Genomic DNA, 25,572 nt, shown 5'->3' on the forward strand with positions numbered 1-25,572 from the left:
TTGCGTGGACGACCTCCTTGACGATGTTGACGTTGGTAAGCTACATTGAGACAGGTAAGCATTTCTTGAAAGGTCTCTTTTTGAACACCTATGAGAAGTTTGAAGTTCTCTGAACTGAGTTTTTGAGCTTTTTCATACATTGTTTCCATACAAATAGTATATCACATTTGGTTACCGAACAAGTCTAATAAAAGACCACTTCTCTCTACAAGGAGCCCATCTTGTAAGTGGCTAAGAGTGCAAGCCTTGTGGCTCTTGTGATGCAATCAACCACTATGCTGAGATAGTGATACGAACTCTGAGAAGCAGCTCAGGGCTTTTGGCTCATCTTTGTCCGCTTGTTAAGCACCAAGGATGACCTCGCCGCTGTGCAGAAATGGGAGTGAAACGGTCTATTTCCAGCTTGTTCTGGCCCGAACAGAGCATTAAGGAGGGAGGAAAATACGACCTCTTTGTACACTTTTGTCTATTTTTCTCATCCCTTTTTGGCTTATATAGGAAAATAACAGGAGGAACACTCACAAAACGAGGGCGAACTACTAGAGTAGATGACACGCTTTAGGTACAGATGTCAATCAGGTATTCCATTAAGTTGAGCGTATTGCCAAAGAAGAAATTGAGGTGTTGGTTTTCATAATCTGTAATAGTTGCTTGATTGTCAACAACGATACAAAAATCACTTTCCTGACTGTAACGACTGTTGGGAGAGGCTGTAATAGCGATGACACAATCACCCTGCTCCCGGCACTCGCTCATTTTTCTAAGACCACGCTTATTTTCGCCTGAGTGGGAAAAGGTAATCAGAGTGTGCGGTTGTTCGTCTGATACAGTTTTGATCTCAACCCCATCTAAGTCAACGGCATAGACTTTTTTTAGAAGGAGTTTCCGATAGGTGTAACTGACTAAAAACTGGCAAAAACCTTCTCCATATAAGAAGATACTCCTTGAGGCCAGGGCTAATTTGAGTTGCCTGCAAATATCCTCCCAGTTAGTATCAGAATGGGCAAAAGGAAGAGGCTCTAGCTGGTTTTCTAAAGACGGTCTCCCTGTGGTGGAGAGGAAGAAGAGCAACTCCTTGAAATTGTTGAAGCCCGCTCTCTTTGCTAGACGGCTGATTGAGGAAGCTGAAGTATAGTTTTGCAGGGCGATATTGCGAATATCGAGGTTTTCCTTATTCTGAATCATCATTAAAATATGATTGAGAATTCTTTCATCTTCCTTGTAAAGTGAGTTGTTTGGAAATAGGCGGTTGAAATGATAGATTTGTGGCACGGTATCGACCTCCTAGCTGAAAATATTTTCACGTATTGGGAACAGATACAAAGGGAGTAAAAAGCATTGTATTCGCTTTCTAATTGTACTACAATTTAGCTGTGAAGTAAATGATCAGATACGTAGCAACATTACCAGAGTCTATCGTGAAAGGATATACGCATGAAAAAAGTTATTATCAATGCAGATGATTTTGGCTATTCACCAGCTGTGAATGCTGGGATTATCAAAGCCCATCAAGATGGGATTCTGACTTCAACAACCCTGATGGCCAATATGCCTGGTTGTGACGAGGCGATTGCATTGGCACAGGATCATCCAAACTTAGGGGTTGGAGCTCACCTAGTACTCACTTGTGGCTATGCTATGACAAATGGCACTACTATCACATCTGATAACCATTTTTACAGTCTAGCAGCCTATCGTGAAAAAAGAGCCAGCATGGATGACGAGGAAATCTTCAAGGAATGGTGCTTCCAGCTGGATTACCTCTTGGATAAGGGGGTTTCCTTGACCCATATTGATAGTCATCATCATCTACATACCTTTTCAGAAAATCTGAACATTACTAAAAGGTTGGCAGAAAGGTACAAGCTACCTTTTCGAAATGCCTACCAATTAGAAGAGAATGTGTTTCTTCCTTATCAAATCGGAGCAACAGGTTTTCAGGATTTGACCAACTATCCGAATATTCGTGATTTATCGCAGAGCTTTGAAAGCAATAAGTCGGGTTGTCTTCAAGAGGTGGAGTTAGTGCTTCAGGCTATTGAGGAAAATGCCATTACAGAATTGATGGTGCACCCGGCCTATGTTGATGAGATTCTTTATTTTAATTCCTCCTTCAATATTGCACGAGTAAAAGAAGTTTCTCTCCTGTGTGATCCAGATATTGAGCAGCTATTTAAGGAGAATCATATTCAGCTCTACCACTATGGTGATGCTAACATATAATAGAAGGAGTTTATCATGAAAGAAAAATTGATGAAATCAGCTGGTATTTTTTCTAAGGCTATCATTCAACCAGTCATGTTTATGGCTGTCACGGGGATAGTGCTGTCAATCTGTGCTATTTTAAAGCTGGATTTTATGCCAGACTTTACGAAGAATGTCGGGAATTTCATTTTTAATATCCTATCTGGCGGGATGATTGGCCAGCTGAGTGTCATCTTTAGTGTGGGAATTGCAACCGCCTTGGCTAAGCCCAAATATAAGACGGATGCCGCTATTTTGGGAATCGTCATCTTCTTGATTTTCTTATACGCTAATAACGCCTGGCTTACCTTGACCAATCGCTTAGCAGAAGCCGGGGAGTTTGGTCTCTACGGCACAGGTCAGGGAATGGTCTTTGGGTTACAAGTAGTTGATATGGGTGTCTTTCTTGGTATCATGCTTGGCTGTTTCGTCGGAGTAATGGTCAATAAGTTTGGTGAAATCAAGCTCCACAAGTACCTCTCTCCCTATGAAGGCACCAAGTCGGTCTACATTCTTCTGATTTTCTTAACGATTATCCTTGCAATTTGTACGACCTATATCTGGCCGATAATCAATGCAGGTGTCGAGGCTGTTGTTGCTACAACAACCACAGCAGGGGCTATCGGCTTCTTCTTCTATGGTTTTTTAAATCGAATGCTTTTACCGCTTGGTCTACACCATTTCCTATGGATGCCTTTGTTTTATACACCACTAGGCGGGACAGCAGAGATTGCTGGTCAAGTCCAAAATGGTGCCTTTAATATCTGGTTGGCAGAACTGGGAAATGCAAGCAGTATTAGCAGTATGCACCCATCTATCGGTTACTTATCGAACTTTGGTTCGATTTCACTACCGATTGGTATTGCCTTTGCCCTCTGGAAAACAGCCAGGCCTGAGAACCGTAAAAAGGTAGCTTCTATCCTTATTCCAACGGTTGTGACAGCCTTCATGGCAGGCGTGACAGAACCGCTTGAGTTCCTCTTCCTCTTTTTATCCCCAGTTCTGTGGGTAGCTCACGCAGTTGTCTATGGGCTTAGTCTACTACTCACAAATCTCATCGGTATCTCCATCCAGTTTGATACAGGGATTAACATGATTATCAACAGCTTTGCTTTCCCTGTATCACTCGGGAAACAATACTGGATTCCTCTTGTCTTTGTTGTCACTGCCCTAATGGAATACGCTGTCTTTCGTTACCTTATCCTTAGACTGAATATTCCAACCCTCGGTCGTGAGGACATGACAGAGAGAACGAGTGATGAAGGCGTTTCTAATACAACTACCGAGCAGCCGCTTGCTAGTCCGCAAGTCGAGGCAATCGTTGCAGGTCTTGGCGGGAAAGAAAATATTATTACGATTATCAACTGCTACACCCGTCTGCGCATTGATATTGCAGATGAGAGTAAGGTGGACATGGACATTTTGAAACATAAGGTTCAATCATCTGGCATTGTTGATAAGGGCAAGCATATTCAAATTGTCATTGGTCTTGGTGTTGAAAAAGTCCGTGAAGACATCGAAGCATACTTGAAAACAGAAAAAGCATAACTAGAAAGGATTATAAAATGGGTCATAAATTTGTTATGGTAGGCGGAGGATCTACCCAGTCACCGGGAATTTTGGAGGTATTACGCCAACGATCTGAAGAACTTGATTTAACGGACTTGGTACTCTATGACATTGATGAAGAACGGGTCTCTTTGTTAGGACAATACACTAAAATGTACTATGCAGAGACAGGGTCACCCGTTAATGTGTCCTACACAACAGATATTGATGAAGCCTTCACTGGGGCTGATTACCTCTTTATGCAAATTCGTCCAGGTCTCAACCGCCAACGAGCGATTGATGAAAAAATCTGTATTCGAAACGGAGTAGTCGGTCAAGAAACATGTGGTTTAGGCGGATTTTCTTTCGCCATGCGGGTGATACCTGCAGTGATGGAAATCATTCATAAGGTCAAGGAGGTCTGTCCAAATGCTTGGATTTTGAACTACACCAATCCCGAAGCCATCTTATCAGAAGCCATTTACCGTGAGTTCCCCGAAGCAAAAGTCCTCTGTATCTGCGATATGCCGATTTCGATTGAAGGAGCAATTGCTAAGTACTTCTATAAGGATTTACGTGACCTGACCTTCCAATACTTCGGTCTGAACCATTTTGGCTGGTGGACTAATGTGTACGATGAAAATGGAGTTGACCTGCTACCTCAATTACGCGAAGATGTTGTATCGGGTAAGATTGACACCCTGCTTCAATCAAACGAGGAGACCAAGGCAGACCGGTACTGGATTGATACCTACAAGCAAATGATTAGTCTGTTCAGACGTTTCCCTGACTACTTCCCTAATTGTTATTTGCAGTACTATCTGACACCAGATGAAATGTTGGAACACGATGACATCAACTTCACCCGTGGTGATTATGTTCAACAGGGGCGTGAAAAGCGGATTTATGAGGAATGTCGCCGAGTGATTGCAGCTGGGACGGCTAAAGATTCTTCGCTGCATGCAGGGGTTCATGGAAACTATATCGTGGATATTGCCTATGCCATTATTCATAACACAAGAGAGCGCTTTACGATCAATAAAAAAAATCATGGGGCGATTTCAAACTTCGACCCAGAAGCAGTTGTAGAAGTTCCTGCCTATGTAGGGAGTATGGGAGCAGAAACCATCAATATTGGTCATATTCCAACTTTCCAAAAAGGGCTTATGGAAATGCAAAAGGCTTATGAAAAGAAGACCGTTGATGCTGCTCTAACAGGATCTTATCAAACTGCCTTAGAAGCCGTGATGCTTAATAAAACAATTCCAAACTACACTATTGGCAAGAAAGTCCTAGATGAACTTTATGAAGCTAATAAAGAGTATTGGCCGATACTCAACTAGTAAATGACATGGAAAGTGAGAAATAATTTATGAAAAAATTGGCGATTTCCCTCTTCTCGGTATTGCTGTTTAGCAGTGGAGTAGTTGTTCAGGCAGAAGAGAATGTGCCACAAAAAGAAGGCTACTATTTAGATTTTCATGATGAATTTAATGGAGATAGCCTCGATAGGAGCAAATGGACGGACTACTACCTTCCACATTGGGCATCAAATCCTGAGAATGCTAAGGCGAATTATCGCTTCGAAGATGGGAAACTCATCGAATACATTGCCAAGGATCAAAAACCCTGGTCTCCAGAATTAGATGGAGCTGTAAAATCAAGTGCCATCATGAGTTTCAATAAAAATTGGATACATAACTTTAGTGGCAGTCAAACCTTAATGAGCAATCAAGAAGAGTGGACAGGTTATGCGACGACATATGGTTATTTTGAAATCAGAGCAAAATTGTCCGATGTGGGTGGAGGAGGCCACCAAGCATGGTGGATGGTCGGGATGCAAAATGATACCAATGACTGGTTTAATTCGAAAGAAACCGGTGAAATTGATGTCATTGAAACATTTTTCAGCCGTTCAAATACTTGGCGGATTGCGGCCTATGGTTGGAATGATCCCTTCTTCCAAAGTAGCTCGTGGTATTCATCAGAAGACCCTGCACCTACCAATGATCAGACGCAAGAATACCATACCTATGGTCTTGATTGGTCTCCAGGCTCTTTAAAATTCTACTATGACGGTGTCTTATATAGAGAGCTCAATCAAGCACCAGATTACCCGATGGGGACTATTTTGAACATCTATACAGATGCAGGTTCTGGTAGAGGAAATGATGTATACCCTAAGGAATGGGCAATTGACTATTTCCGTGTCTATAAACGCAACGAGGGGTATGAATTACCTACAAACCTCTTGACAAGCCGTGAAACTGGAGAGACTATTTATCTGGATGGTCAAAGCGATAAGGTTCAACTGACAAGGGATAAAAGTGATGCCGCCCAGTGGCGAGTAGTTCCTAGAGGAGACTATGTTCTCATTCAGAACGTGAAAACGGGCGAATATTTACACAATGAAAATCAAAAAGGCTACGTTGAACATGGGAAGGTACCGGTTACCTATTGGAGTGCTCAATGGAAAAAAGAACCTGTCGGTGACTACTTTAGGCTCGTTAACAGGTGGAAACCAACTCAAGTCATCCATACAGAAAATAAGCAAGGTTATCTGGAAGTAGGCGAGCTTCATACAGGAGCATGGAGAGGTCAATGGTATCTCCAATAAAGTAGGCAACTTTTATTGGAGTGGAATTCGTTTTTGATAAGCATGGAAGCAGTGGCTATTAGGCTCGCTGCTTTTCTGTATGACGAGCCTGTTGTACATCTGGGGTGCAAGTCTGTTGGAGTACCTGTTACCGGTGAACCTCGTGTCATTCCCAAGCCTGACTATCGTGAGGTAGCAGATGAAAATGGTCTAGGGAGAGAACGTTTTAAGTCTGACAGTATACATCATGAAAAGGGATAGCGACATCGTTCTTCCCCGAACAGACTGAAAACGATCCCTATTAAAATCACTCCTCGCTGAACGTGGACTGGTTTCTTTCTTAAGATGATAATCTTAAACGACAGGAGCTAACAGTTGGTTGAACCGTCATGTGCTAGATTAGCACGCACGGGGTGTGAGAGGCTAGAAATTAGCTCCAACTTGATGATGTAGAGGAACTACAAGAATCATCTGACTAGTATCGCCATCATGAAATGCAAGAAAGAGGTAGCTAGCAATCGTTTGTGATTTCTCATGCTTTTAGAAGCGCAGAAAAAATGATACAATGTAGATGTTGATAATGCTTGCTAGAGATGGGAGGTGCGATCATGTTCATCAGTGCAATGGTAGGGTGCTATCAGGCTACAGTAACGATTAAGTAAGATAGTCAAAATGTGATTGGATGAGCCTTGAGGAGGTACGACACCATTGGTGAGTAAGAAATAGCTCCCTGTTGCTGGGTAGACGTCAGATTGTTCAAATGAAGATGTCATAAAGACCCAGCCTCATTGAAGGCTTGTAGAAGGAATAAGAAATGAACGATAAGATTGTGATTCATGGGGCGCGTGCCCATAATTTAAAAAATATCGATGTGACGATTCCGCGTGAGAAGCTGGTCGTGGTGACTGGCTTGTCTGGTTCGGGGAAATCGAGTCTAGCCTTTGACACCTTGTACGCGGAAGGACAACGGCGGTATGTTGAGAGTTTGTCAGCCTATGCCCGTCAGTTTTTAGGCAATATGGACAAGCCGGATGTGGACTCAATTGAGGGATTGAGCCCTGCCATTTCGATCGACCAAAAGACAACCTCGAAAAATCCGCGTTCGACAGTCGGGACGGTGACAGAAATCAATGATTACCTCCGTCTTTTGTATGCCCGAGTGGGAACGCCGTACTGTATCAATGGTCACGGGGCAATCTCGGCTTCATCTGTCGAGCAGATTGTTGATGAGGTGTTGGAATTACCAGAACGTCAGCGCTTGCAAATTCTAGCGCCGATTGTACGCAAGAAAAAAGGTCAGCACAAGGCAGTTTTTGAGAAGATTCAAAAGGATGGCTATGTCCGTGTTCGTGTGGATGGGGCTATCTATGATGTGACGGAAGTCCCTGAATTATCAAAGAGCAAGCAACATACGATCGAAGTAGTGGTTGACCGTATCGTGATAAAAGACGGGATTCGTTCTCGCTTGTTTGACTCGATTGAAGCAGCCCTACGGATTGCGGAGGGCTATGTCATCATTGACACCATGGACGAGCAGGAGATGCTCTTTTCAGAATATTATGCCTGCCCGGTTTGTGGTTTTACCGTTCCAGAGTTGGAGCCACGGCTCTTTTCTTTCAATGCGCCTTTCGGGTCTTGTAGCGACTGTGACGGTCTCGGTATGAAATTAGAGGTTGATGAAGAATTGGTTGTACCAGATTCCCAGAAAACCCTGCGTGAGGGCGCCTTGGCACCTTGGAATCCGATTTCTTCTAACTACTATCCACAGATGTTGGAACAGGCCATGACCCAGTTCGGTGTCGATATGGATACGCCATTTGAAGACTTGTCTGATGAGGCAAAAGCCTTGATTTTCCACGGTTCAGCTGGGAAAGAATTTCACTTCCATTATGAGAATGAATTTGGTGGTGTGCGTGACATTGATATTCCCTTTGAGGGCTTGATGAGTAATATCAGTCGCCGTTATCGCGAGACCAATAGCGACTATACCCGTCAAGTCATGCGGGCTTATATGAACGAATTGACCTGTGCGACCTGTCATGGTTATCGCTTGAATGACCAAGCCCTGTCTGTTCGCGTGGGTGGTGAAAAGGGCTTGCACATTGGGGAAGTGTCTGATTTATCAGTAGCGGATCACTTAGAACTCGTATCTCACCTGCAACTCTCAACCAACGAAGCGACGATTGCAACCCCCATTGTCAAAGAAATCAAGGATCGTCTGACCTTTTTGAACAATGTCGGTCTGAACTATTTGACCTTGTCGCGGTCGGCAGGCACCCTGTCGGGCGGTGAAAGCCAGCGGATTCGATTGGCAACCCAAATCGGGTCAAACCTAAGTGGGGTCTTGTATATCCTAGATGAACCCTCCATCGGTCTTCATCAGCGGGACAATGACCGGCTGATTGCTAGTCTCAAGAAGATGCGGGACTTGGGCAATACTCTGATTGTGGTGGAACATGATGAAGACACTATGCGGGAGGCGGATTATCTGATTGATATTGGGCCGGGAGCAGGGGTCTTTGGAGGGGAAGTTGTAGCCTCTGGAACTCCCGCCCAGGTTGCGAGAAATAAGAAATCCATCACCGGTCAATACCTGTCTGGGAAACGGGAAATCCCTGTGCCTCTAGAGCGTAGAATTGGCAATGGTCGCTTTATCGAAGTGGTCGGGGCGCGTGAGAACAATCTGCAGAACGTTACTGTTCGGGTTCCTCTCGGAAAATTTGTCGCTGTCACAGGGGTATCAGGATCTGGTAAGTCAACCTTGGTTAATGCCATCTTGAAAAAAGCCATTGCCCAAAAACTTAATCGCAATTCAGAAAAACCGGGGAAATTTAAGAAGATTTCAGGGATTGAACATCTGGATCGTTTGATTGACATTGACCAGAGCCCGATTGGGCGTACCCCGCGTTCCAATCCCGCAACCTATACCGGTGTCTTTGATGATATTCGGGATCTGTTTGCCCAGACCAATGAGGCTAAGATTCGTGGTTACAAGAAAGGCCGCTTCTCCTTTAATGTCAAGGGTGGACGCTGTGAGGCCTGCTCAGGAGACGGGATTATCAAGATCGAGATGCACTTCTTGCCAGACGTTTTTGTTCCTTGTGAGGTCTGTCATGGTCGACGGTACAATTCCGAGACTCTTGAAGTCCACTACAAGGAGAAAAATATTGCAGAAGTCCTCGATATGACGGTGAATGATGCGGTCGAATTCTTCAAGCACATTCCAAAAATTGAGCGGAAACTGCGAACCATCCAAGATGTCGGTCTAGGCTATGTCACTCTAGGACAACCCGCGACCACCCTCTCAGGAGGAGAGGCTCAACGGATGAAGCTGGCGAGTGAACTCCACAAGCGTTCAACGGGCAAATCCTTGTATATTTTAGATGAGCCAACGACAGGTCTGCATACCGAAGACATCGCCCAGTTGTTGAAAGTCTTAGCCCGCTTTGTTGATGACGGTAATACGGTGCTCGTTATCGAACACAATTTAGATGTGATTAAGACAGCAGACCATATCATTGATTTGGGACCAGAGGGAGGTGTTGGTGGCGGTATGATTATCGCAACAGGAACACCAGAAGAAGTCGCAGCAAACGAAGCTAGCTATACCGGTCAGTATTTGAAAGGGAAGTTATAGTCATTTAGTTTATATTTTTATTACTTCGTTAACTCGTCTTGCGGTACTATTGAGAAAAGTTACACTTTTCTTATCTATCACTTGTCTAGTTATCAACTAGACAACTACCTGCGACTTTTAACGAAAACTTCGTTTTCTTTATTTCCCACCTCAAACAGTCTCTCCCCAGACTGTTTTGACGAAAACTTCGTTTTCTTTATTTCCCACCTCAAACAGTCTCTCCCCAGACTGTTTGAGCTAGTGCTAAAAATAAACTAAACGGCTATACCTAAATAAGCGCAGGGGAGTAGGACACAGGTGATTTCAGCGAAATCCATTGTTCCACTCCTTTTTTCTAGGTTCGGAAAAGAGCGGGTGAAGTATGGTATAATAGTGGGGACAGTGCCCATCCTCGTCAACAATTCGCTTGGTTGCAACTTATCTTGGGTAAGTGCCCGCACGATTCAATTGTTGAATGCACATAGATGACAATAAGGAGAATGGTTTTCCTATAAAAGAGAATGTGCATTAGAGGAGCAGGAGGCATTTTCCGTTTAAGGAGTATGTGTGGAGAAATGTGGTGATAGAGATGCAGTATGAAATGATGAAGAAAGAAACAATCTATGTCTGTTCGTTAGAGCTAGAAGCTCTGCTTGCTGCCACTCATGTATTATTGGATGAAGAGGCTTTGAGGCAATTAGGAGGATACGATCGTCAGCAAGTAGCACAATGGAAAAAGAACTACCGTTTCTTATTTGAATCCTTTCAGGCAGTTGGGAAAGTGACAGCTTTTGGAATATTGGAGTTTTTGCTTGATAGTATTTCCGAATCTTTTTCGCTAGAAAAGCTAGAGAAGGTTATTTTATCTTTACCAGAAGATGAGCGCCTTTTCCGTATGGTACCAGTTTGGGCTTATGAGTGGCAAATCAGTCAGGCGGACATTGCCGCAGCGTTAGTAGATGACCAAGCCTTGGATCATCTATATGATAGGGTTTCTACAAAAGAGACCAGCTTCCTCGGTCTATCTTCTTTCCTGCGTCAGAATAGACGCTATATCAAGGAGTATATTGCTCTAGCCAAAGAGATGAGATCAGCTTTCAGCAGTGACTTTATGACGTCTTATGAGGAGGGAGGGCAGACCTTTAAAGAGCAGATTATAACAGCGCTTGAAACCGATCTTCCCCTCCTTGTTTCGCAGCAGTTAATGGGAAAAAGCTTCCGCAATCGAGGACCGTATGAGCAGTATTACTTTATACCGTCCTTGCTATTACCGACTCAATGCCTGCGGTTGTTCCATGAAGATCGAACAGCGAATAATCGGCAAATTTTATTCTATAAATTAGGCAAAAAATCTGTCTCGCAAGAACAGACAATTGCGGCTTTTAAGATCCTATCAGACGAAACACGCTATCAGATTTTGCGTTTTTTGGCCCAGTCGCAACCAGTAAAAGGGCAGGATATTATTCGGCAAATGAAGCTAGCCCCCTCCACCATATCCCACCACATGTCACTGTTAAAAGAGGCTGCATTGATTACGGAAGAACCTGTAAAGAATGCTAAATATTATGGTATTTCAAAACATCAAATCAAACAATTGATTGACATACTGAAAACAGATTTTGCTATTGAAGAATGAGATGCGAGGACTTGTAGTCTTCGCTTTTTATGTTGACAAAAATAGATTGTTCGACTATAATCGAATTACGTTGATATAAAATATAGTTGCAGAATAGATGGAGGATAGTATGGAGCCAGTTGTTAAAGTAGAGCATCTGTATCGAGAGTATGTAGTCAAGCAAGGACTGTTTCAAAAGGAAAAAAGCAGGGTTCAAGCTATCAAAGATGTCTCTTTTGAGGTGTATAAAGGGGAGGTTTTTGGCTTATTAGGACCAAACGGTGCCGGTAAATCGACGACGATCAAAATTCTGTCCACCATGCTATTGCCGACTTCAGGAAAGGTTACAATCTCGGGGTATGATGTTTCTAAAGAGGAACAGAGGATTCGAGAGAAGATAAATTTTATTTTTGGTGGTGAGCGCAGTCTCTACTTCAGGCTGACAGCAGCGGATAATTTATACTATTTTGCGGATCTGTATCAAATTCCACGCCAAAGACAGTTGAAATTGGTTCCAGACTTACTGGAGTTGGTAGGGCTGGGAGATGTAGCAAATCGACGAGTGGAAACTTTTTCAAAAGGTATGAAACAACGCCTACAAGTCGCAAGAGCCTTGTTAAATGATCCAGAGATTATTTTCTTAGATGAACCGAGTATCGGCTTGGATCCTGTTGGAGCATTAGAATTACGGGAGCTTGTCAAAAAATTGACCCAGCAGGGAAAGACGATTCTCCTAACAACTCACTATATGGCTGAGGCTGAAGAATTGTGTGATCGGATTGCTATTATCGATCATGGAGAAATGTTGACTTGTGGGACGCTGGAGGAAATTGCTTCCCTGATGACAGATGAGGAAAAAGCAAGAATCTTGGAAGAAAAGGTTGCAAGGCAAAGTGAACTAGATGTGACATTGGAAGATATTTATTTGAAATTAGTGGGGAGATGATGAGATGAGAGTGATTGTATCAAGTGCCCTGGTGCACATGAGGCAGGCTTTATCAAGGAGCATGTTTCGTTATTGTTTGTTTCTCAATCCCTTGGGCAATGCTGTTTTACTAGGATTGATGTACAGTGAGCAGACGGATCAGACCTTCACTCTGTATGCGGTTTTGGGAACCTCTCTTACCTCATTCTGGACCATTATCTGCTTTTCGTCTGCTGCTGATATCAGCAGAGAGAAATATCTAGGAACCCTGCCTGTTTTATTTATTTCTCCGTCTGGTTTTAAGAAGATTATGTTTGGGAAACTCCTTGGAAATAGTCTTTGGGGCTTGGTATCCTTTGGCTTAACCCTTCTCTTTGTTTGGGTCTTCTTTGGTCGTTTTCTGGCTGTGCAGCATATCTTGCTGTTGCTTGTCTTTCTCCTTTTAGCTGTTCTGACCTTTGTCAGTATTGGAATGCTGATGTGTTCAGCCTTTACCCTGTCTCGAAGCGCACAGCTATTGATGAATATGATTGAATTTCCCTTTCTCCTGTTGACAGGCATGGTCTTTCCTTTAACGATTTTGTGGCAACCCCTTCAGTATGTTGCCCACCTCCTGTCTCCGACTTGGATCATGAAAGGATTTGAGATAGCAGTATATGGCGGGAGTTTCAGAGAAATACTCATCGCTTTGCTGGGATTAGTAGGATTGACCGTTCTCGATTTTTTCCTTGCAGATCTTGCATTTAGGAAGATTGAGACGAAAAGCAGGATAGATGCAAGTTTGGAGGTGTACTAAGGAATGGAAGCACTTGGTCGTTTTTTTAGAAGAATACTAATGGCATATAAGCGGGCCTCGATAGTTGCTGACTGGAGGACCTATCTGCTATTTGATTTGATCCCACCGATTTCGCAAACTCTTTTCTTTTCCCTGGTAGCTTATGCGATTTACGGACCAGCCTATATCCGAAAATGGATGATTGGGAACGCTCTATTGATTGCCTCCTTTACAGCTTTATATGGTGTCGGGAGCCAACTGATAGCTGAAAAACACCACGGCACCCTTAGTTTGCTGATCGCATCAAAGACGAAGTTAAGTGCCATTTTGTTATCCAGCACCATCAGTGCCATGTGTACGAGTTTGATTTCAGTCAGTTTAGGAACCAGCCTTGTGAGTGTGATGTTAGGCATTGTTTGGGATAGGAGCTTGATTTACTCGTTTTCCTTGGTGCTTTTGCTTGCAACCTTTGTCGCTATGAGTTTTGGCTACCTTTTTGCATGCTTTATTTTGGTGACGACAGAGGTCAATCTGGTGCTTAATTTGTTTGGTCGAATACTATTGATTTTTACAGGAGCTAATGTATCTATTCGTAAATTACCGCCATTTTTTCAGGGATTTTCTAAGATTCTTCCTTTGACACGCTCAATCCAGATAGCGCAAGGGTTAATGGAGGGGAAGGCTCTGTCAGACTATGGTCGGCTCTTCCTTGAGGAAATCTTACTTGGCATTATCTTCTTGCTACTTGCGATCTTTGTGTTAGCCTTTATGGAGAACAAGGCGAGAAAGGATAGTACGATTGAACTAATATAGACAATCGGTTTTAGATAGTTGAAAAAAGGTTGAGGCACTGTTTTGTCTGGGCCTTTTCTTGTTGCCCGCTCTCGTATCTTGATTAACTGAACTCGGGCTAAAAGCTCGGAAAATAGATAAACATTACCACCTCTAAAGGTGTACTATACCTTTAGAGGTGGTGCTAGAAGTTTGCAAAGCAAACTCTCTCTAACTTCTGCGTCATGTTTCCTAATTTTCAGTCGCTTTTTTCACGTCCTCGTATCTTGTGTAATTGAACTCGAGCTACAACTCACTGCCAAAAAGACCAAACTCATTGATTGCAAGGCAATCTGTTTCGTTTGTCTATTTTGTCTAGGAGTTGCTTCAACAGTCTAGGAATAGACTGTTGAAGGTTGGAGATAAAACGAGTGAAACTCGTGTCAAAGAGTCTAGGAATAGACTGTTGAAGGTTGGAGATAGAACGAGCGAAGCTCGTGTCAAACGCTCTCGTATCTTGATTAACTGAACTCGGACTAAAAGCTTGGAAAAAAGATAGACTTCCTTGTGTTCATCGAACACTACGTCAGTCTCCTATTTTCAGTCGCTTTTTTCACGTCCTCGTATCTTGTTTTGTGTTACAATGATACTAGCTTATGAACAAAAGGGGAAACGATATGGAACAACGATTAACGACATTACGGCAGGGCATGGCAGTCAAGGGGCTTCCCGCTCTCCTAATCACCAACTTAAAAAATATTTACTATCTGACAGGTTTTTGGGGGACGGCTGGGACGGTCTTGATAACAGCAGAGCGTCAGCTATTGATTACAGATGACCGCTATATCACCTATGCCCAATCGGTTGTAACAGGCTTTGAAGTAGTATCCAATCGAGATGCCCTCTCGGTTGTGGCGCAGGTGCTGAAAGACAGCAACTTGAGAGAACTGGCTTTTGAAGATGAAGTGTCTGTGGCCTACTATCAAGCCATGCAAAGCCGATTTGAGGGAATCCATTTAACGCCTACGACAGATGTGGTCATGGGCTTGCGCATGATCAAGGATGAGACCGAGATTGCCACCATTCAGCGTGCCTGCCAGATTTCAGACCAAGCCTTTTTGGATGCCCTAGATTTTATTAGACCAGGGAAGACAGAGTTGGAAGTGGCAAATTTCCTCGATTTCCGCATGAGGGAAATGGGGTCTGAGGCGGTATCGTTTGATACAATTGCAGCGTCTGGTTATCGCTCTGCCATGCCACACGGACGTGCGTCTAACAAGGTTATCGAAGTAGGAGATGCACTGACGCTAGACTTTGGCTGTATTTACAACCACTATGTGAGCGATATGACACGCACCATCTATATCGGCTCTGTCAGTGATGAGGAAGCAGAGATTTATCAGACTGTTTTGGCGGCTAATCAAGCCCTAATCGCAGCAGCTAAGGCAGGTATGGAATACCGTGAATTTGATGGTGTCGCCCGCCGCGTGATTGAAGCAGCAGGCTATGGACCTTATTTTACCCACGGCATCGGACATGGTATGGGGTTGGATGTTCATGAAATTCCTTACTTCAGCCGAACCGCGACCGATACCATTCAAGCAGGTATGGTCTTGACGGATGAGCCGGGGATTTATCTGGAAGGGAAGTACGGAGTACGGATTGAAGATGATCTCTTGATTACAGAGACGGGTTGTAAAATCCTGACCTCGGCACCGAAAGAATTGATTGTGATTTGAGAAATCAGACAATTTGTGATAAAATAGAACGAATAATAAAATAATGAAGAGGTAATCATAGACATGATTGATGCAAGTAAATTAAGAGCAGGTATGACATTTATTGCTCCAGATGGAAAACTTCTCCGCGTATTGGAAGCAAGCCACCATAAACCAGGTAAAGGAAATACGATCATGCGGATGAAGTTGCGCGATGTTCGTACTGGTTCAACCTTCGATACAACCTACCGTCCTGATGAAAAATTTGAACAAGCCATTATCGAAACACGCGTAGCAACCTATCTCTATCAAATGGATGAGACAGCTTACTTCATGGATACAGAGTCATTTGACCAATATGAAATTCCAGTAGCAAGCGTCAAAGAAGAGTTGCTCTATATTCTTGAAAATTCAGAAGTTAAAATTCAATTCTATGGAACAGAAGTGATTGGTGTAACGGTTCCGACAACCGTTGAATTAGTGGTTGCTGAAACACAACCATCTATCAAGGGTGCGACAGTGACTGGTTCAGGAAAGCCTGCAACCTTGGAAACAGGTCTTGTGGTCAACGTTCCAGACTTTATCGAAGCTGGTCAAAAACTGGTTATCAACACAGCAGAGGGAACATACGTATCACGTGCTTAGTCGCATTCCTCTTAGAAAGGATTTCTCATGGCAAAAGAACATTTAGGCGAAATCGTTATTGCACCTCGTGTTTTGGAGGTGATTACGGGGATTGCTTCTGCTAAGGTGGAAGGTGTTTATTCGCTACACAACAAAAAAGTAAGAGACGGGTTATCAAAAACTGCCTTAAATCGTGGTGTCTACCTGCAGACAGATGAAGTAGGAGATGTGACGGCGGATATCTATGTGTATTTAGAATATGGTGTCAACGTTCCGACTGTATCAATGAATATTCAACGTGCAGTGAAAACAGCTGTTGCTAACTACGCAGATGTTACTGTAAAAACAGTTAATATTCACGTAGACGGTATCGTGCCAGACAAGACACCAAAGCCAGACTTAAAAGACTTGTTTGGTGAGGACTTCTTAGATGAAGAATAAGCAACACAAATCACGGCACTACTTGCGCCAATGTGCTCTCCAAGCCATTGTCTCCTTGGAATTTGGTCAAGAGCCTGTCCAGGCAGCCCAGTTTGCCTATCTCTATGATGTTGAAGAAGAACGAGAAGTGGAGCTTCCCCTCTTTCTTCTTAATCTGGTCACAGGGGTTGCAGGTGTGCAAGAAGAGATTGATGCCCAGTTGGTGACGCGTTTGAAAGCGGGATGGACCTTGGATCGTTTGACCTTGATTGATAAAAATATCATGCGCTTGGGTCTCTTTGAAATCCTGTATTTTGAAGAAACACCCGATCGCGTAGCTGTCAATGAAGCCATTGAGTTAGCCAAGGAATTTTCAGATCCAGCTTCTGCAAAATTCATCAACGGTGTCTTGAGTCAATTTATCAAAAAAGAAGAGAGTGAGCCAACAATCGGAATTTCCTAGTCCGGTTGTCCTCGCTCTTTTTATTTATAGTAACAGTCGCCGTATTTTCTTGGAGATATAACCTTCTAATTTATCTTTTATAGTCATTTAGTTTATATTTTTATTACTGCGTTAACTCGTCTTGCTGTACCCCAGTACTATCTGCGACTTTTAACGAAAACATCGTTTTCTTTATTTCCCACCTCCAACAGTCTATCCTCAGACTGTTGGAGCTAGTACGAAATGTAAAACAACCGACACCATCACCCAAAATCATGATAGCCAGACAAACAAAAAAGCCCTGCACTTCCCTATATGGAAGAGCAGGGCTTTTATCTATTAGATACTGCGACCTGCTAAGAGGCTGATTGGGAGGGAATAGTGCTGCTCAAGGGGCGCCCCCTCAATCTTTTGAAGGAGGAGGTCGACCATAAGCCTAGCAATATCTGCAAGGGGCTGTTTAATCGTGGTCAGTTGTGGATAGTGGGTCTCAATAAAATAAGTCCCGTCGTAGCCGATTAGTTTCAAGTCTTGCGGAATGGCTAAGCCCAAGGATTGAGCGATATTCCAAACCAGTATAGCGGTTAAATCTCCAGAGACGAAAATACCATCTGTCTGGCTAGTCTGTAAAATGGTCCTGATTTCCATTTCCTTGCGGACAGGGGAAAAATCACTGGAAATATGGTGGACGTCTGCCTGTGGAAAAATACTGGAAAACCCTTTTTGGCGTAGCCCAGTAGGGGAATTGGAATCATCATTTCCTGTAATCATAATCGGCTGTTTACAGCCTGCTTTTTCCAAGGTCTGGGCAGCCAGCACACCGCCACCGTAGTTGTCGGAAGAGACAATCGGTGTTGATGGAGATAGATTTCGGTCAAAGGCGATAATCGGGGCGGATACGCGGTCGTAGTCCTTGATACCCAGATTGTGGCTGCCAGAGATAATCCCGTCCACCTGATTAGCCGTCAGCATTTCCAGATACTCCCGCTCTTTTGCAGAATCATGTTGGCTGTTGCAGATAATCGTCTTGTAACCATGGCTGAATAATTCTTTTTCCAGATGTTCAATCAATTCTGCATAAAAGACATTGCTAATATTAGGAAAAATCAGACCGACTAGCTTGGCTGATTTGCCCTGTAAACTTCGAGCCAGATTGTTGGGCTGGTAGCCCAGCTCCTGCATGGCATCAGTAACTTTTTTTATGGTTTTGTCAGATAGGTAGCCCTTTTTGTTAATGACACGGGAGACCGTTGTAGGACTAACTCCTGCGAGTTTTGCGACATCAGTGAGTTTTGCGACCATAATCTAATGAGTAGTAAGTTCCACTTGCCTGCCCTCCAAGAATGTTGATACCAGTTTGGTCTTGGCGAGGAAAGACGCGTCCAGAAAATACTTTTTCTCCTTTATTGATGAAAATTTCAAAGACAGATTTGTCAATGAAGATATTGGCAGTTGTCAGTTGGTTGTCAATCGGACACTGGCGTTCCGTACCAAAGTCGAGGGCAAAGGCTTCTCCACAATCTTTACGGTCTAGGACAAGGCGTCCGTTTGCAGGGTCAATAGTGAGCTTGAGCCCCTGCTTCTTAGCGTCTGCAAAGAGCAGCAAGTCTACACAGCTATCTGCTTCAACGGTTAATTCTAGTTCGTAGACATTGTTGGTTTCCGTCTTTTCTGTAAAGACTTGTGCGTCTGTCCGGAGGCTTGTGATGGCTTCGACAGGGTATTGGTAGAGCTTGCCATCTTTAATGGTCAATTCCTTGACGAGGGAGAGGCAACCTTGGTAGTCATAGCGATCTGTCGGATATTCGACATCTGGTAGGGCAAGCCAGCTGACAGCAAGAGCACGCCCGTCAGGAGCGTTGAAGGCCTGAGTAGCGTAGCATTCAAATCCATAGTCCAACTGTTCAAGAGGACCTGGCTTGAGCAGGCTAGCTGTTTCAGCATTAAAGGATTGCCCGATTTTATACATGTTTGGATAAATATTATCATAGTCACAAACAGCCTTATCCAGCCCTTGCGGACAATAGAGTAGGACAGGTTTTTCATCAATAAAGACTAGGTTTGGGCACTCCATCATGTAGGCAGTCAAATCATTATCAAAATGTAAATCGGCAATATATTCCCAATTGAGGTAGTCCTTGTTAAGGGCTTTGTAGAGTTTGATAATCCCCTTTTTCTCCAGATTTTGTCCTCCGACAATGGCATAATAGTCACCCTTAAAGTTGAAAATTTGAGGGTCGCGAAAGTGGTCGGTCGTATCGGCAGGTTGAGCAATTAAGATCTTATCTATTTTTTGGATTTTCCCCTCTGAGTCCATAAGGGCACCGATTTGGTAGGGGTGGCGAATCCAGTGTTCATCGCGAACATTTCCCGTATAAAAAAGAAAGAGCTGATCATTAAACTGCATGGCAGATCCCGAATAGGCACCGTGGCTATCGAGCGGCGTATCGGGATAGAGCACCGTTCCTGTCGGTTCAAAGTGAACCAGATCGGTTGACTCGGTGTGAACCCATGATTTTAAGCCATGAGCGGCACCGAATGGGAAGTATTGATAGAAGAGGATCCATTTTCCATTAAAAAAGGAAAAGCCGTTAGGGTCATTTAAGAGCCCGTGGAGAGGCTCGATATGGAAGTTGGTTCTCCAAGGAGAGTTTTCAGTATTTTTTTTAATCTTTTCAATATAGTCTGCTGACCAGTCTGCATAGGCACGGTAGCGTTCTTCTGTTGTGAATGCCATAGATTCTCCTTTATACTCTTGTCGTATATAGTAGTATAGTTATAGTAATATACTAAACGTTTGCTTGTCAAAAAGCAAGGTTTTTCCATAGAACTGTATAAAACAATATAAGTTTATGTCAAGCGTTTGACATATTTCTAAAAAATGATATAATAAAAAGCATAGAAAGTTTGAAAATGCTTTCAAAAATGAAAATAGGAATATAAAGGAGATTTTTGCAAGATGAATAATACAGAGATTGCAAAAAAAGTCATTGACGCTCTCGGTGGTCGTGAAAATGTCAGAAGTGTTGCCCATTGCGCAACGCGTCTCCGTGTCATGGTCGTTGATGAGGGAAAAATCAATAAGGATGTTGTAGAGGATATTGAAAAGGTACAAGGTGCTTTCTTTAACTCTGGTCAATACCAAATCATCTTTGGTACTGGTACAGTCAATAAAATCTATGATGAAGTAGTAGCGCTTGGTTTGCCGACCTCTTCAAAGGATGAGATGAAAGCTGAAGCTGCTAAACAAGGAAATGCTTTCCAACGTGCAATCCGTACTTTTGGGGATGTCTTTGTTCCAATCATTCCAGCAATTGTGGCGACTGGCTTATTCATGGGCTTACGTGGACTTCTGAAAGCATGGGGGATTGAACTTCCAGGAGACTTGGCTGTTTATTCTGAAATTTTGACTGATACAGCGTTTATTGTGCTTCCCGCTCTTGTTGTCTGGTCGACTTTCCGTGTATTTGGCGGAAATCAAACAATCGGTATTGTCCTTGGGATGATGCTCATTGCTGGTCAATTGCCTAACGCTTGGGTTGTTGCTTCTGGTGGTGATGTGACCCCAACTATGTTCTTTGGCTTTATTCCAGTTGTTGGATTGCAGGGATCAGTGTTACCAGCCTTTATCATTGGTATCATTGGTGCTAAGTTTGAAAAAGCCGTTCGTAAGGTTGTTCCAGAAGTGCTGGATCTCTTGCTAACACCATTTGTGACACTATTTGTCATGTCTATCCTTGGTTTGTTTGTGATTGGTCCAGTATTCCATGTTGTTGAAAACTATATTTTGGTAGCAACACAAGCGATTTTGAACTTGCCATTTGGTTTGGGTGGTTTAGTAATCGGAGGTGTTCATCAAGTAATCGTGGTATCTGGAGTACACCATATCTTCAACTTCTTGGAGGCTCAATTGGTAGCGACTGGAGCTAATCCATTTAACGCAATCATCACTGCAGCCATGACAGCGCAAGGGGCTGCAACAGTCGCAGTCGGTGTGAAAACAAAGAATCCTAAATTGAAAGCTCTTGCTTTCCCAGCGGCTCTTTCTGCTTTTCTAGGGATCACTGAACCAGCGATTTTCGGTGTAAACCTACGCTTCCGTAAACCATTCTTTCTTTCGTTGATTGCCGGTGCAATCGGTGGTGCTTTTGCTTCACTTCTAGGTCTTGCTGGAACAGGTATGGGGGTCACTATTATTCCAGGAACCACCTTGTATGTTGGTAATGGTCAACTTTTCTCTTACCTTCTTATGGTTGCTGTATCATTCGTTGTAGGTTTCAGTCTTACTTACATGTTTGGATTTGAAGATGAAGAAGTAGCTACTGAAAAAAAGTCTGAAACAGTGGTGACAGCAGAAGTAGTAAAAGAGGCAGAAACAAGTCTTATCAATGAAGAGACCCTTGTCTCACCGCTTTCAGGCGAGGTTGTGGCTCTTGAACATGTCAATGACCCGGTCTTTTCATCAGGCGCTATGGGGAAAGGTCTTGCGGTAAAACCATCTGAAGGGATTGTCTACGCACCAGCAGATGCAGAAGTGACCATTGCTTTTGAAACAGGCCATGCTTACGGCTTAAAGACGGCAAGTGGCGCTGAAATTCTCATCCATATCGGTATTGATACGGTGTCAATGGATGGTGACGGCTTTGAAAAATTGGTTGCAGCAGGCGACACAGTGACAGCAGGTACACCAATTGCGAAATTTGATGCAAGTAAAATTGCAGCTGCCGGTCTTGATGATACCACTATGATAATTGTGACCAATACAGCAGATTTTGCCACAGTTGAGACACTGGCGGATACGACAATTACCCATGGCGAAGCCTTTATCAAGGTTGCGAAATAATCTATTGAGAAAGGCGTTTCGCCTTTTTCTTACGTCCCAAACTATGGTATAATAAAATGAAATAACAGGATTTCAAAAAGGGAGAATAAAGATGACAAAATTATATGGCAGTTTGGAAGCTGGGGGGACAAAATTTGTCTGTGCAGTAGGAGATGAGCAGTTCCAAGTGGTTGAAAAAACACAGTTTCCAACAACCACACCCTACGAAACCATTGAGCGGACAGTAGCCTTTTTCAAGCGTTACGAGGATCGCTTGGCAGGGATTGCGATCGGTTCGTTCGGTCCAATTGATATTGATCAAAATTCAGCGACCTATGGCTATATCACGACAACGCCAAAACCTCATTGGGCAAATGTAGACCTGCTGGGCTTGATTGCCAAAGAATTTAAGATTCCATTTTACTTTACGACAGATGTGAATTCTTCTGCTTTTGGAGAAGCGCTTGTTCGTAAAGGGGTAAAAAATCTCGTTTACTATACGATTGGAACAGGAATCGGAGCTGGAGCTATTCAAAATGGCAATTTTATCGGAGGTGTTGGACATACAGAAGCAGGTCACACCTACGTTGCACTTCATCCGCAAGACCAATCCAAGGAATTTACAGGTGTTTGTCCTTTCCATAAAGGGTGTCTAGAGGGCTTGGCAGCAGGTCCATCTCTGGAAGCTCGGACAGGAACACGTGGTGAATTGATTGAGCAACATGCTGATGTGTGGGATGTACAGGCCTACTATATTGCTCAAGCTGCAGTACAGGCGACCCTGATGTATCGCCCGCAAGTCATTGTCTTTGGCGGGGGTGTGATGGGGCAAGAACACATGCTCAAACGCGTTCGGGATAAATTTACAGCCTTGATGAACGGCTATGTCCCAACACCAGATGTGGCAGACTACATCGTGACGCCAGGAGTAGCTGAAAATGGATCAGCGACCCTAGGAAACTTTGCTTTGGCCAAACAAGTATCGGAGAAATAAGACGAAAGAGCTAGACAGTGTCTGGCTCTTTTCGGTATTCTTCCCTGACCTTGTGGGGCTACTTCGGACATTGGAGCTAGTAGCAAGAGGAATTTGTGCAGGGGATCAAGTTTTTCTTCTCCTTTTTTTGACAAATATTCCAAGGGAGTTGGCTTTTCTTTCTCGTTTCTGCTATGATAAAAGGAGATAATAGAAACGAGGAACAATTATGGCGGAACCATTATTTTTACAATCGGTTATGCAGGAAAAGATTTGGGGCGGTACTAAACTTCGGGATGAGTTTGGCTATGAAAGTCCAAGCGATCATGTTGGAGAATACTGGGCGATTTCGGCGCATCCAAATGGTGTTTCGACCATTAAAAATGGTACTTACGCAGGTTCTAAATTGGATGACTTGTACCGCGACCACCGTGAACTTTTTGCCAATCGAACAGAAGCTGTCTTCCCACTTTTGACCAAGATTCTAGACGCTAATGACTGGTTGAGCGTGCAGGTTCATCCAGATGATGCTTACGGCCTTGCACATGAGGGTGAACTCGGCAAGACCGAGTGCTGGTATGTTCTGGCAGCTGATGAGGGGGCTGAAATCATCTATGGTCATAAGGTGCAATCAACAGACGAACTCCGAGAGAAGATTGAGCAGAAAGACTGGGACGGCTTATTGCAGAAGGTTCCTGTTAAGGCGGGAGACTTCTTCTATGTGCCAAGCGGGACCATTCATGCTATCGGAAAAGGGATCATGATTTTAGAAACCCAGCAGTCGAGTGATACGACCTACCGTGTCTATGATTTTGACCGCAGGGATGATGCCGGTAATCTTCGGGAATTACATTTGGAAAAATCGATTGATGTGACAAAGATTGGTGAGCCTGCTAATAGCCGACCTGTTGCGCTGCATGTAGAGGATATCTGCTCAACCTTGCTCGTTGCGAACGACTTTTTCAGCGTCTACAAGTGGGAAGTGGCAGGAGAAGTGAGAATGAAGCAGACGGCGGACTACTATCTGGTTAGCGTCTTAGCAGGAGCTGGTGAGCTGGTAGTTGACAATGTAAGCTATCCGATTGGGAAAGGGGATCATTTTATCTTGCCACATGACGTTAAAGACTGGACCCTGAAAGGTCAAGCATTAGAAATCATTGCCAGCCACCCTTAATGAAGATATGAGGGCGTTTGACGAGTCCGGGACAAAAAGATTTTTTCTGAATCAACAGATTCTATAAATGAGCATAATGAATTAAAAAGCGAACAAGAATATATTCTGAACCACAGAAAATACAACTTGTTCGCTTTTTCTATATGAGGTTTAACATTTATCCCAGTCTCTTTATTTCCTACCTTCAATAGTCTGTTCCTAGACTGTTTGACACGAGCACTGCTCGTTTTATCTCCCACCTCCCCCAGTCTATTCCTAGACTGTTTGACACGAGCACTGCTCGTTTTATCTCCCACCTTCCACAGTCTATTCTTAGACTGTGGAAGCAACTAAAGTTGTAATATCTATAAAAAAATAGAAAGCATGACAAGAAACGATTTGAAAAGAGACATGCGGGTCTCTTTTCTGGTTCTTAGGAAGAAATAGCTATCTTTAGGATTTTTGTCTTCCAAGCTGGTCTAGGTGGACTGGTAAATAATTTTATCATAATATAGTATTTTATCAAAAATTTATAGCATTTCCAAAGAAAATAGTGTATAATAATATCAAATCAGTTCAACGATAGGTAGATAAGTCGTGGAGGATAGGGTATGAGAAAGAAATTACTGATCTTACTCCTTATTTTAGGAGGTATTATGATAGCATTTGGTTTATATGGAGTAAGACAAAAACAGATGGAAGCAGAACGGAATCGACAATATGAAGTTAGTCTGGTTAAGGCGCTGAAAAATAGTTATCGGGATCTGGAAGAGATCGAGATTAGTAATCCCGATTATTCAGTGCCACCTGGTGATTGGAGTTGTAAGGTTATGTTAAAGTTTCGGGATAATACTATTGTTACATATCGTATAGGCACACACTTTCTGATAACATCAATAAATCTGCAACAGCAAAGCGAAAAGTACTTGATACATTAAATTATTACGATGGTTCAACTGATTCTGATGTTAGGGTAATTTATTCAAACGGAGAAGAGAAAGAAGAATGAGCTTTGATAATACGGATAAATAATCAAATTATCTGAAGCTGGATAAGAAAGTGTCATGGCGCTAGTTCAGAGTTTTTCTAATAGACTTGTTCGGTAACTACTTGGTTTCAAAATTAATAATCCTACAAATTAACTCAGCACGTATTTCAAAACGTTTTCTCCGACCACGATAGTCTTGTTTCATGATTTGAAACGTCTTAAACTTCGCATTGAAATGCTCAATTTGGATACGAATCGCTGCCATCTCACGATTTAGTTGCTTTTCCTCTTCCGTCAATCTGTGATGTTTTGAGTTCTTAGCTGGAATAAAGCTATTTTCAT

Annotated in this window: 23 protein-coding genes and 1 pseudogene; 18 read left to right on the forward strand and 6 right to left on the reverse strand. The window is 43.2% G+C overall.

The features are described 5' to 3' along the window. Positions 1–149, reverse strand: a pseudogene (locus BU200_RS11250) (IS5/IS1182 family transposase); the annotation flags it as partial. A gap of 409 nt (positions 150–558) precedes the next feature. Continuing rightward, positions 559–1,272 carry a MurR/RpiR family transcriptional regulator gene (locus tag BU200_RS07520; protein ID WP_075099578.1) on the reverse strand — a complete coding sequence of 238 codons (714 nt, stop codon included), beginning with the start codon at positions 1,270–1,272 and terminating at the stop codon, positions 559–561. Between the two features lie 162 nt (positions 1,273–1,434). Between BU200_RS07520 and BU200_RS07525 the strand changes: the two genes are divergently transcribed. The 5 genes from BU200_RS07525 to BU200_RS07545 are packed head-to-tail and all read left to right on the forward strand — an operon-like array spanning position 1,435 to position 6,649. Further along, complete coding sequence (locus tag BU200_RS07525; RefSeq protein WP_075099579.1) at positions 1,435–2,223, forward strand: carbohydrate deacetylase; 789 nt, start codon at positions 1,435–1,437, stop codon at positions 2,221–2,223. Between the two features lie 15 nt (positions 2,224–2,238). Beyond that, positions 2,239–3,792 carry a PTS transporter subunit EIIC gene (locus BU200_RS07530; protein ID WP_075099580.1) on the forward strand — a complete coding sequence of 518 codons (1,554 nt, stop codon included), beginning with the start codon at positions 2,239–2,241 and terminating at the stop codon, positions 3,790–3,792. Between the two features lie 17 nt (positions 3,793–3,809). Next, complete coding sequence (locus BU200_RS07535) at positions 3,810–5,135, forward strand: family 4 glycosyl hydrolase (protein WP_075099581.1); 1,326 nt, start codon at positions 3,810–3,812, stop codon at positions 5,133–5,135. Positions 5,136–5,164: 29 nt separating this feature from the next. Further along, on the forward strand, positions 5,165–6,409 hold the full coding sequence (locus BU200_RS07540; protein ID WP_075099582.1) for a glycoside hydrolase family 16 protein: 1,245 nt from the start codon (positions 5,165–5,167) through the stop codon (positions 6,407–6,409). A 42-nt stretch (positions 6,410–6,451) separates the two neighbouring features. After that, the gene (locus tag BU200_RS07545) at positions 6,452–6,649 is read left to right on the forward strand and encodes a hypothetical protein (protein WP_075099583.1); all 198 of its coding nucleotides are present in this window, start codon (positions 6,452–6,454) and stop codon (positions 6,647–6,649) included. Between the two features lie 326 nt (positions 6,650–6,975). On the opposite strand, the gene BU200_RS10970 is transcribed toward BU200_RS07545, so the two are convergent. Then, positions 6,976–7,161 (reverse strand): hypothetical protein, encoded by a 186-nt coding sequence (locus BU200_RS10970; protein WP_142237033.1) that lies wholly within the window; start codon positions 7,159–7,161, stop codon positions 6,976–6,978. A 41-nt stretch (positions 7,162–7,202) separates the two neighbouring features. On the opposite strand from BU200_RS10970, the gene uvrA reads away from it, so the two are divergent. The 9 genes from uvrA to nusB all read left to right on the forward strand — a co-directional run bounded on the left by uvrA (position 7,203) and on the right by nusB (position 17,315). After that, positions 7,203–10,025 carry an excinuclease ABC subunit UvrA gene (uvrA, locus tag BU200_RS07550; protein WP_075099584.1) on the forward strand — a complete coding sequence of 941 codons (2,823 nt, stop codon included), beginning with the start codon at positions 7,203–7,205 and terminating at the stop codon, positions 10,023–10,025. A gap of 580 nt (positions 10,026–10,605) precedes the next feature. Then, positions 10,606–11,640: an ArsR/SmtB family transcription factor gene (locus BU200_RS07555; protein WP_158015133.1), complete on the forward strand. Its 1,035-nt coding sequence runs from the start codon at positions 10,606–10,608 to the stop codon at positions 11,638–11,640. A 109-nt stretch (positions 11,641–11,749) separates the two neighbouring features. Continuing rightward, positions 11,750–12,565 carry an ABC transporter ATP-binding protein gene (locus BU200_RS07560; RefSeq protein WP_075099586.1) on the forward strand — a complete coding sequence of 272 codons (816 nt, stop codon included), beginning with the start codon at positions 11,750–11,752 and terminating at the stop codon, positions 12,563–12,565. Positions 12,566–12,602: 37 nt separating this feature from the next. Further along, positions 12,603–13,340, forward strand: a complete 738-nt coding sequence (locus BU200_RS07565; RefSeq protein ID WP_280523053.1) for an ABC transporter permease — start codon at positions 12,603–12,605, stop codon at positions 13,338–13,340. A 39-nt stretch (positions 13,341–13,379) separates the two neighbouring features. Beyond that, the gene (locus BU200_RS07570; RefSeq protein WP_244912634.1) at positions 13,380–14,132 is read left to right on the forward strand and encodes an ABC transporter permease; all 753 of its coding nucleotides are present in this window, start codon (positions 13,380–13,382) and stop codon (positions 14,130–14,132) included. A 635-nt stretch (positions 14,133–14,767) separates the two neighbouring features. Then, a complete protein-coding gene (locus BU200_RS07575) occupies positions 14,768–15,829 on the forward strand; it encodes a M24 family metallopeptidase (protein ID WP_075099589.1) in 1,062 nt (353 codons plus the stop codon). A 63-nt stretch (positions 15,830–15,892) separates the two neighbouring features. Further along, complete coding sequence (efp, locus tag BU200_RS07580; RefSeq protein ID WP_075099590.1) at positions 15,893–16,453, forward strand: elongation factor P; 561 nt, start codon at positions 15,893–15,895, stop codon at positions 16,451–16,453. A gap of 27 nt (positions 16,454–16,480) precedes the next feature. Then, the gene (locus BU200_RS07585; RefSeq protein WP_075099591.1) at positions 16,481–16,873 is read left to right on the forward strand and encodes an Asp23/Gls24 family envelope stress response protein; all 393 of its coding nucleotides are present in this window, start codon (positions 16,481–16,483) and stop codon (positions 16,871–16,873) included. Then, a complete protein-coding gene (nusB, locus tag BU200_RS07590) occupies positions 16,863–17,315 on the forward strand; it encodes a transcription antitermination factor NusB (protein ID WP_075099592.1) in 453 nt (150 codons plus the stop codon). The genes BU200_RS07585 and nusB overlap by 11 nt, the downstream gene beginning before the upstream one ends. Before the next feature lie 318 nt (positions 17,316–17,633). Here the strand turns inward: nusB and BU200_RS07595 are convergent, their stop codons facing one another. After that, positions 17,634–18,596, reverse strand: a complete 963-nt coding sequence (locus tag BU200_RS07595; RefSeq protein ID WP_075099593.1) for a LacI family DNA-binding transcriptional regulator — start codon at positions 18,594–18,596, stop codon at positions 17,634–17,636. After that, entirely contained in the window at positions 18,577–20,031 is a 1,455-nt protein-coding gene (locus BU200_RS07600; RefSeq protein WP_075099594.1) for a sucrose-6-phosphate hydrolase, read from the reverse strand. The genes BU200_RS07595 and BU200_RS07600 overlap by 20 nt, the downstream gene beginning before the upstream one ends. A 222-nt stretch (positions 20,032–20,253) precedes the next feature. Between BU200_RS07600 and BU200_RS07605 the strand changes: the two genes are divergently transcribed. The 4 genes from BU200_RS07605 (at position 20,254) to BU200_RS07620 (ending at position 25,180) form a co-directional block, all read left to right on the forward strand. Next, positions 20,254–22,137: a PTS sucrose transporter subunit IIABC gene (locus tag BU200_RS07605; protein WP_075099595.1), complete on the forward strand. Its 1,884-nt coding sequence runs from the start codon at positions 20,254–20,256 to the stop codon at positions 22,135–22,137. A 91-nt stretch (positions 22,138–22,228) separates the two neighbouring features. After that, positions 22,229–23,110, forward strand: coding sequence for a fructokinase ScrK (gene scrK, locus BU200_RS07610; RefSeq protein WP_075099596.1), 882 nt, complete (start codon positions 22,229–22,231; stop codon positions 23,108–23,110). Between the two features lie 208 nt (positions 23,111–23,318). Further along, complete coding sequence (manA, locus tag BU200_RS07615) at positions 23,319–24,263, forward strand: mannose-6-phosphate isomerase, class I (protein ID WP_075099597.1); 945 nt, start codon at positions 23,319–23,321, stop codon at positions 24,261–24,263. A 590-nt stretch (positions 24,264–24,853) separates the two neighbouring features. Further along, a complete protein-coding gene (locus BU200_RS07620) occupies positions 24,854–25,180 on the forward strand; it encodes a hypothetical protein (RefSeq protein WP_115265025.1) in 327 nt (108 codons plus the stop codon). 168 nt (positions 25,181–25,348) lie between these two features. Here BU200_RS07620 and BU200_RS07625 read toward each other — a convergent pair. Next, positions 25,349–25,572, reverse strand: a 224-nt coding sequence (locus BU200_RS07625; protein ID WP_142237035.1) for a transposase family protein, incomplete at its 5' end; no start/stop codon positions are given.

Source organism: Streptococcus acidominimus, from assembly GCF_001921825.1.
Taxonomy (GTDB): Bacteria; Bacillota; Bacilli; order Lactobacillales; family Streptococcaceae; genus Streptococcus; species Streptococcus acidominimus.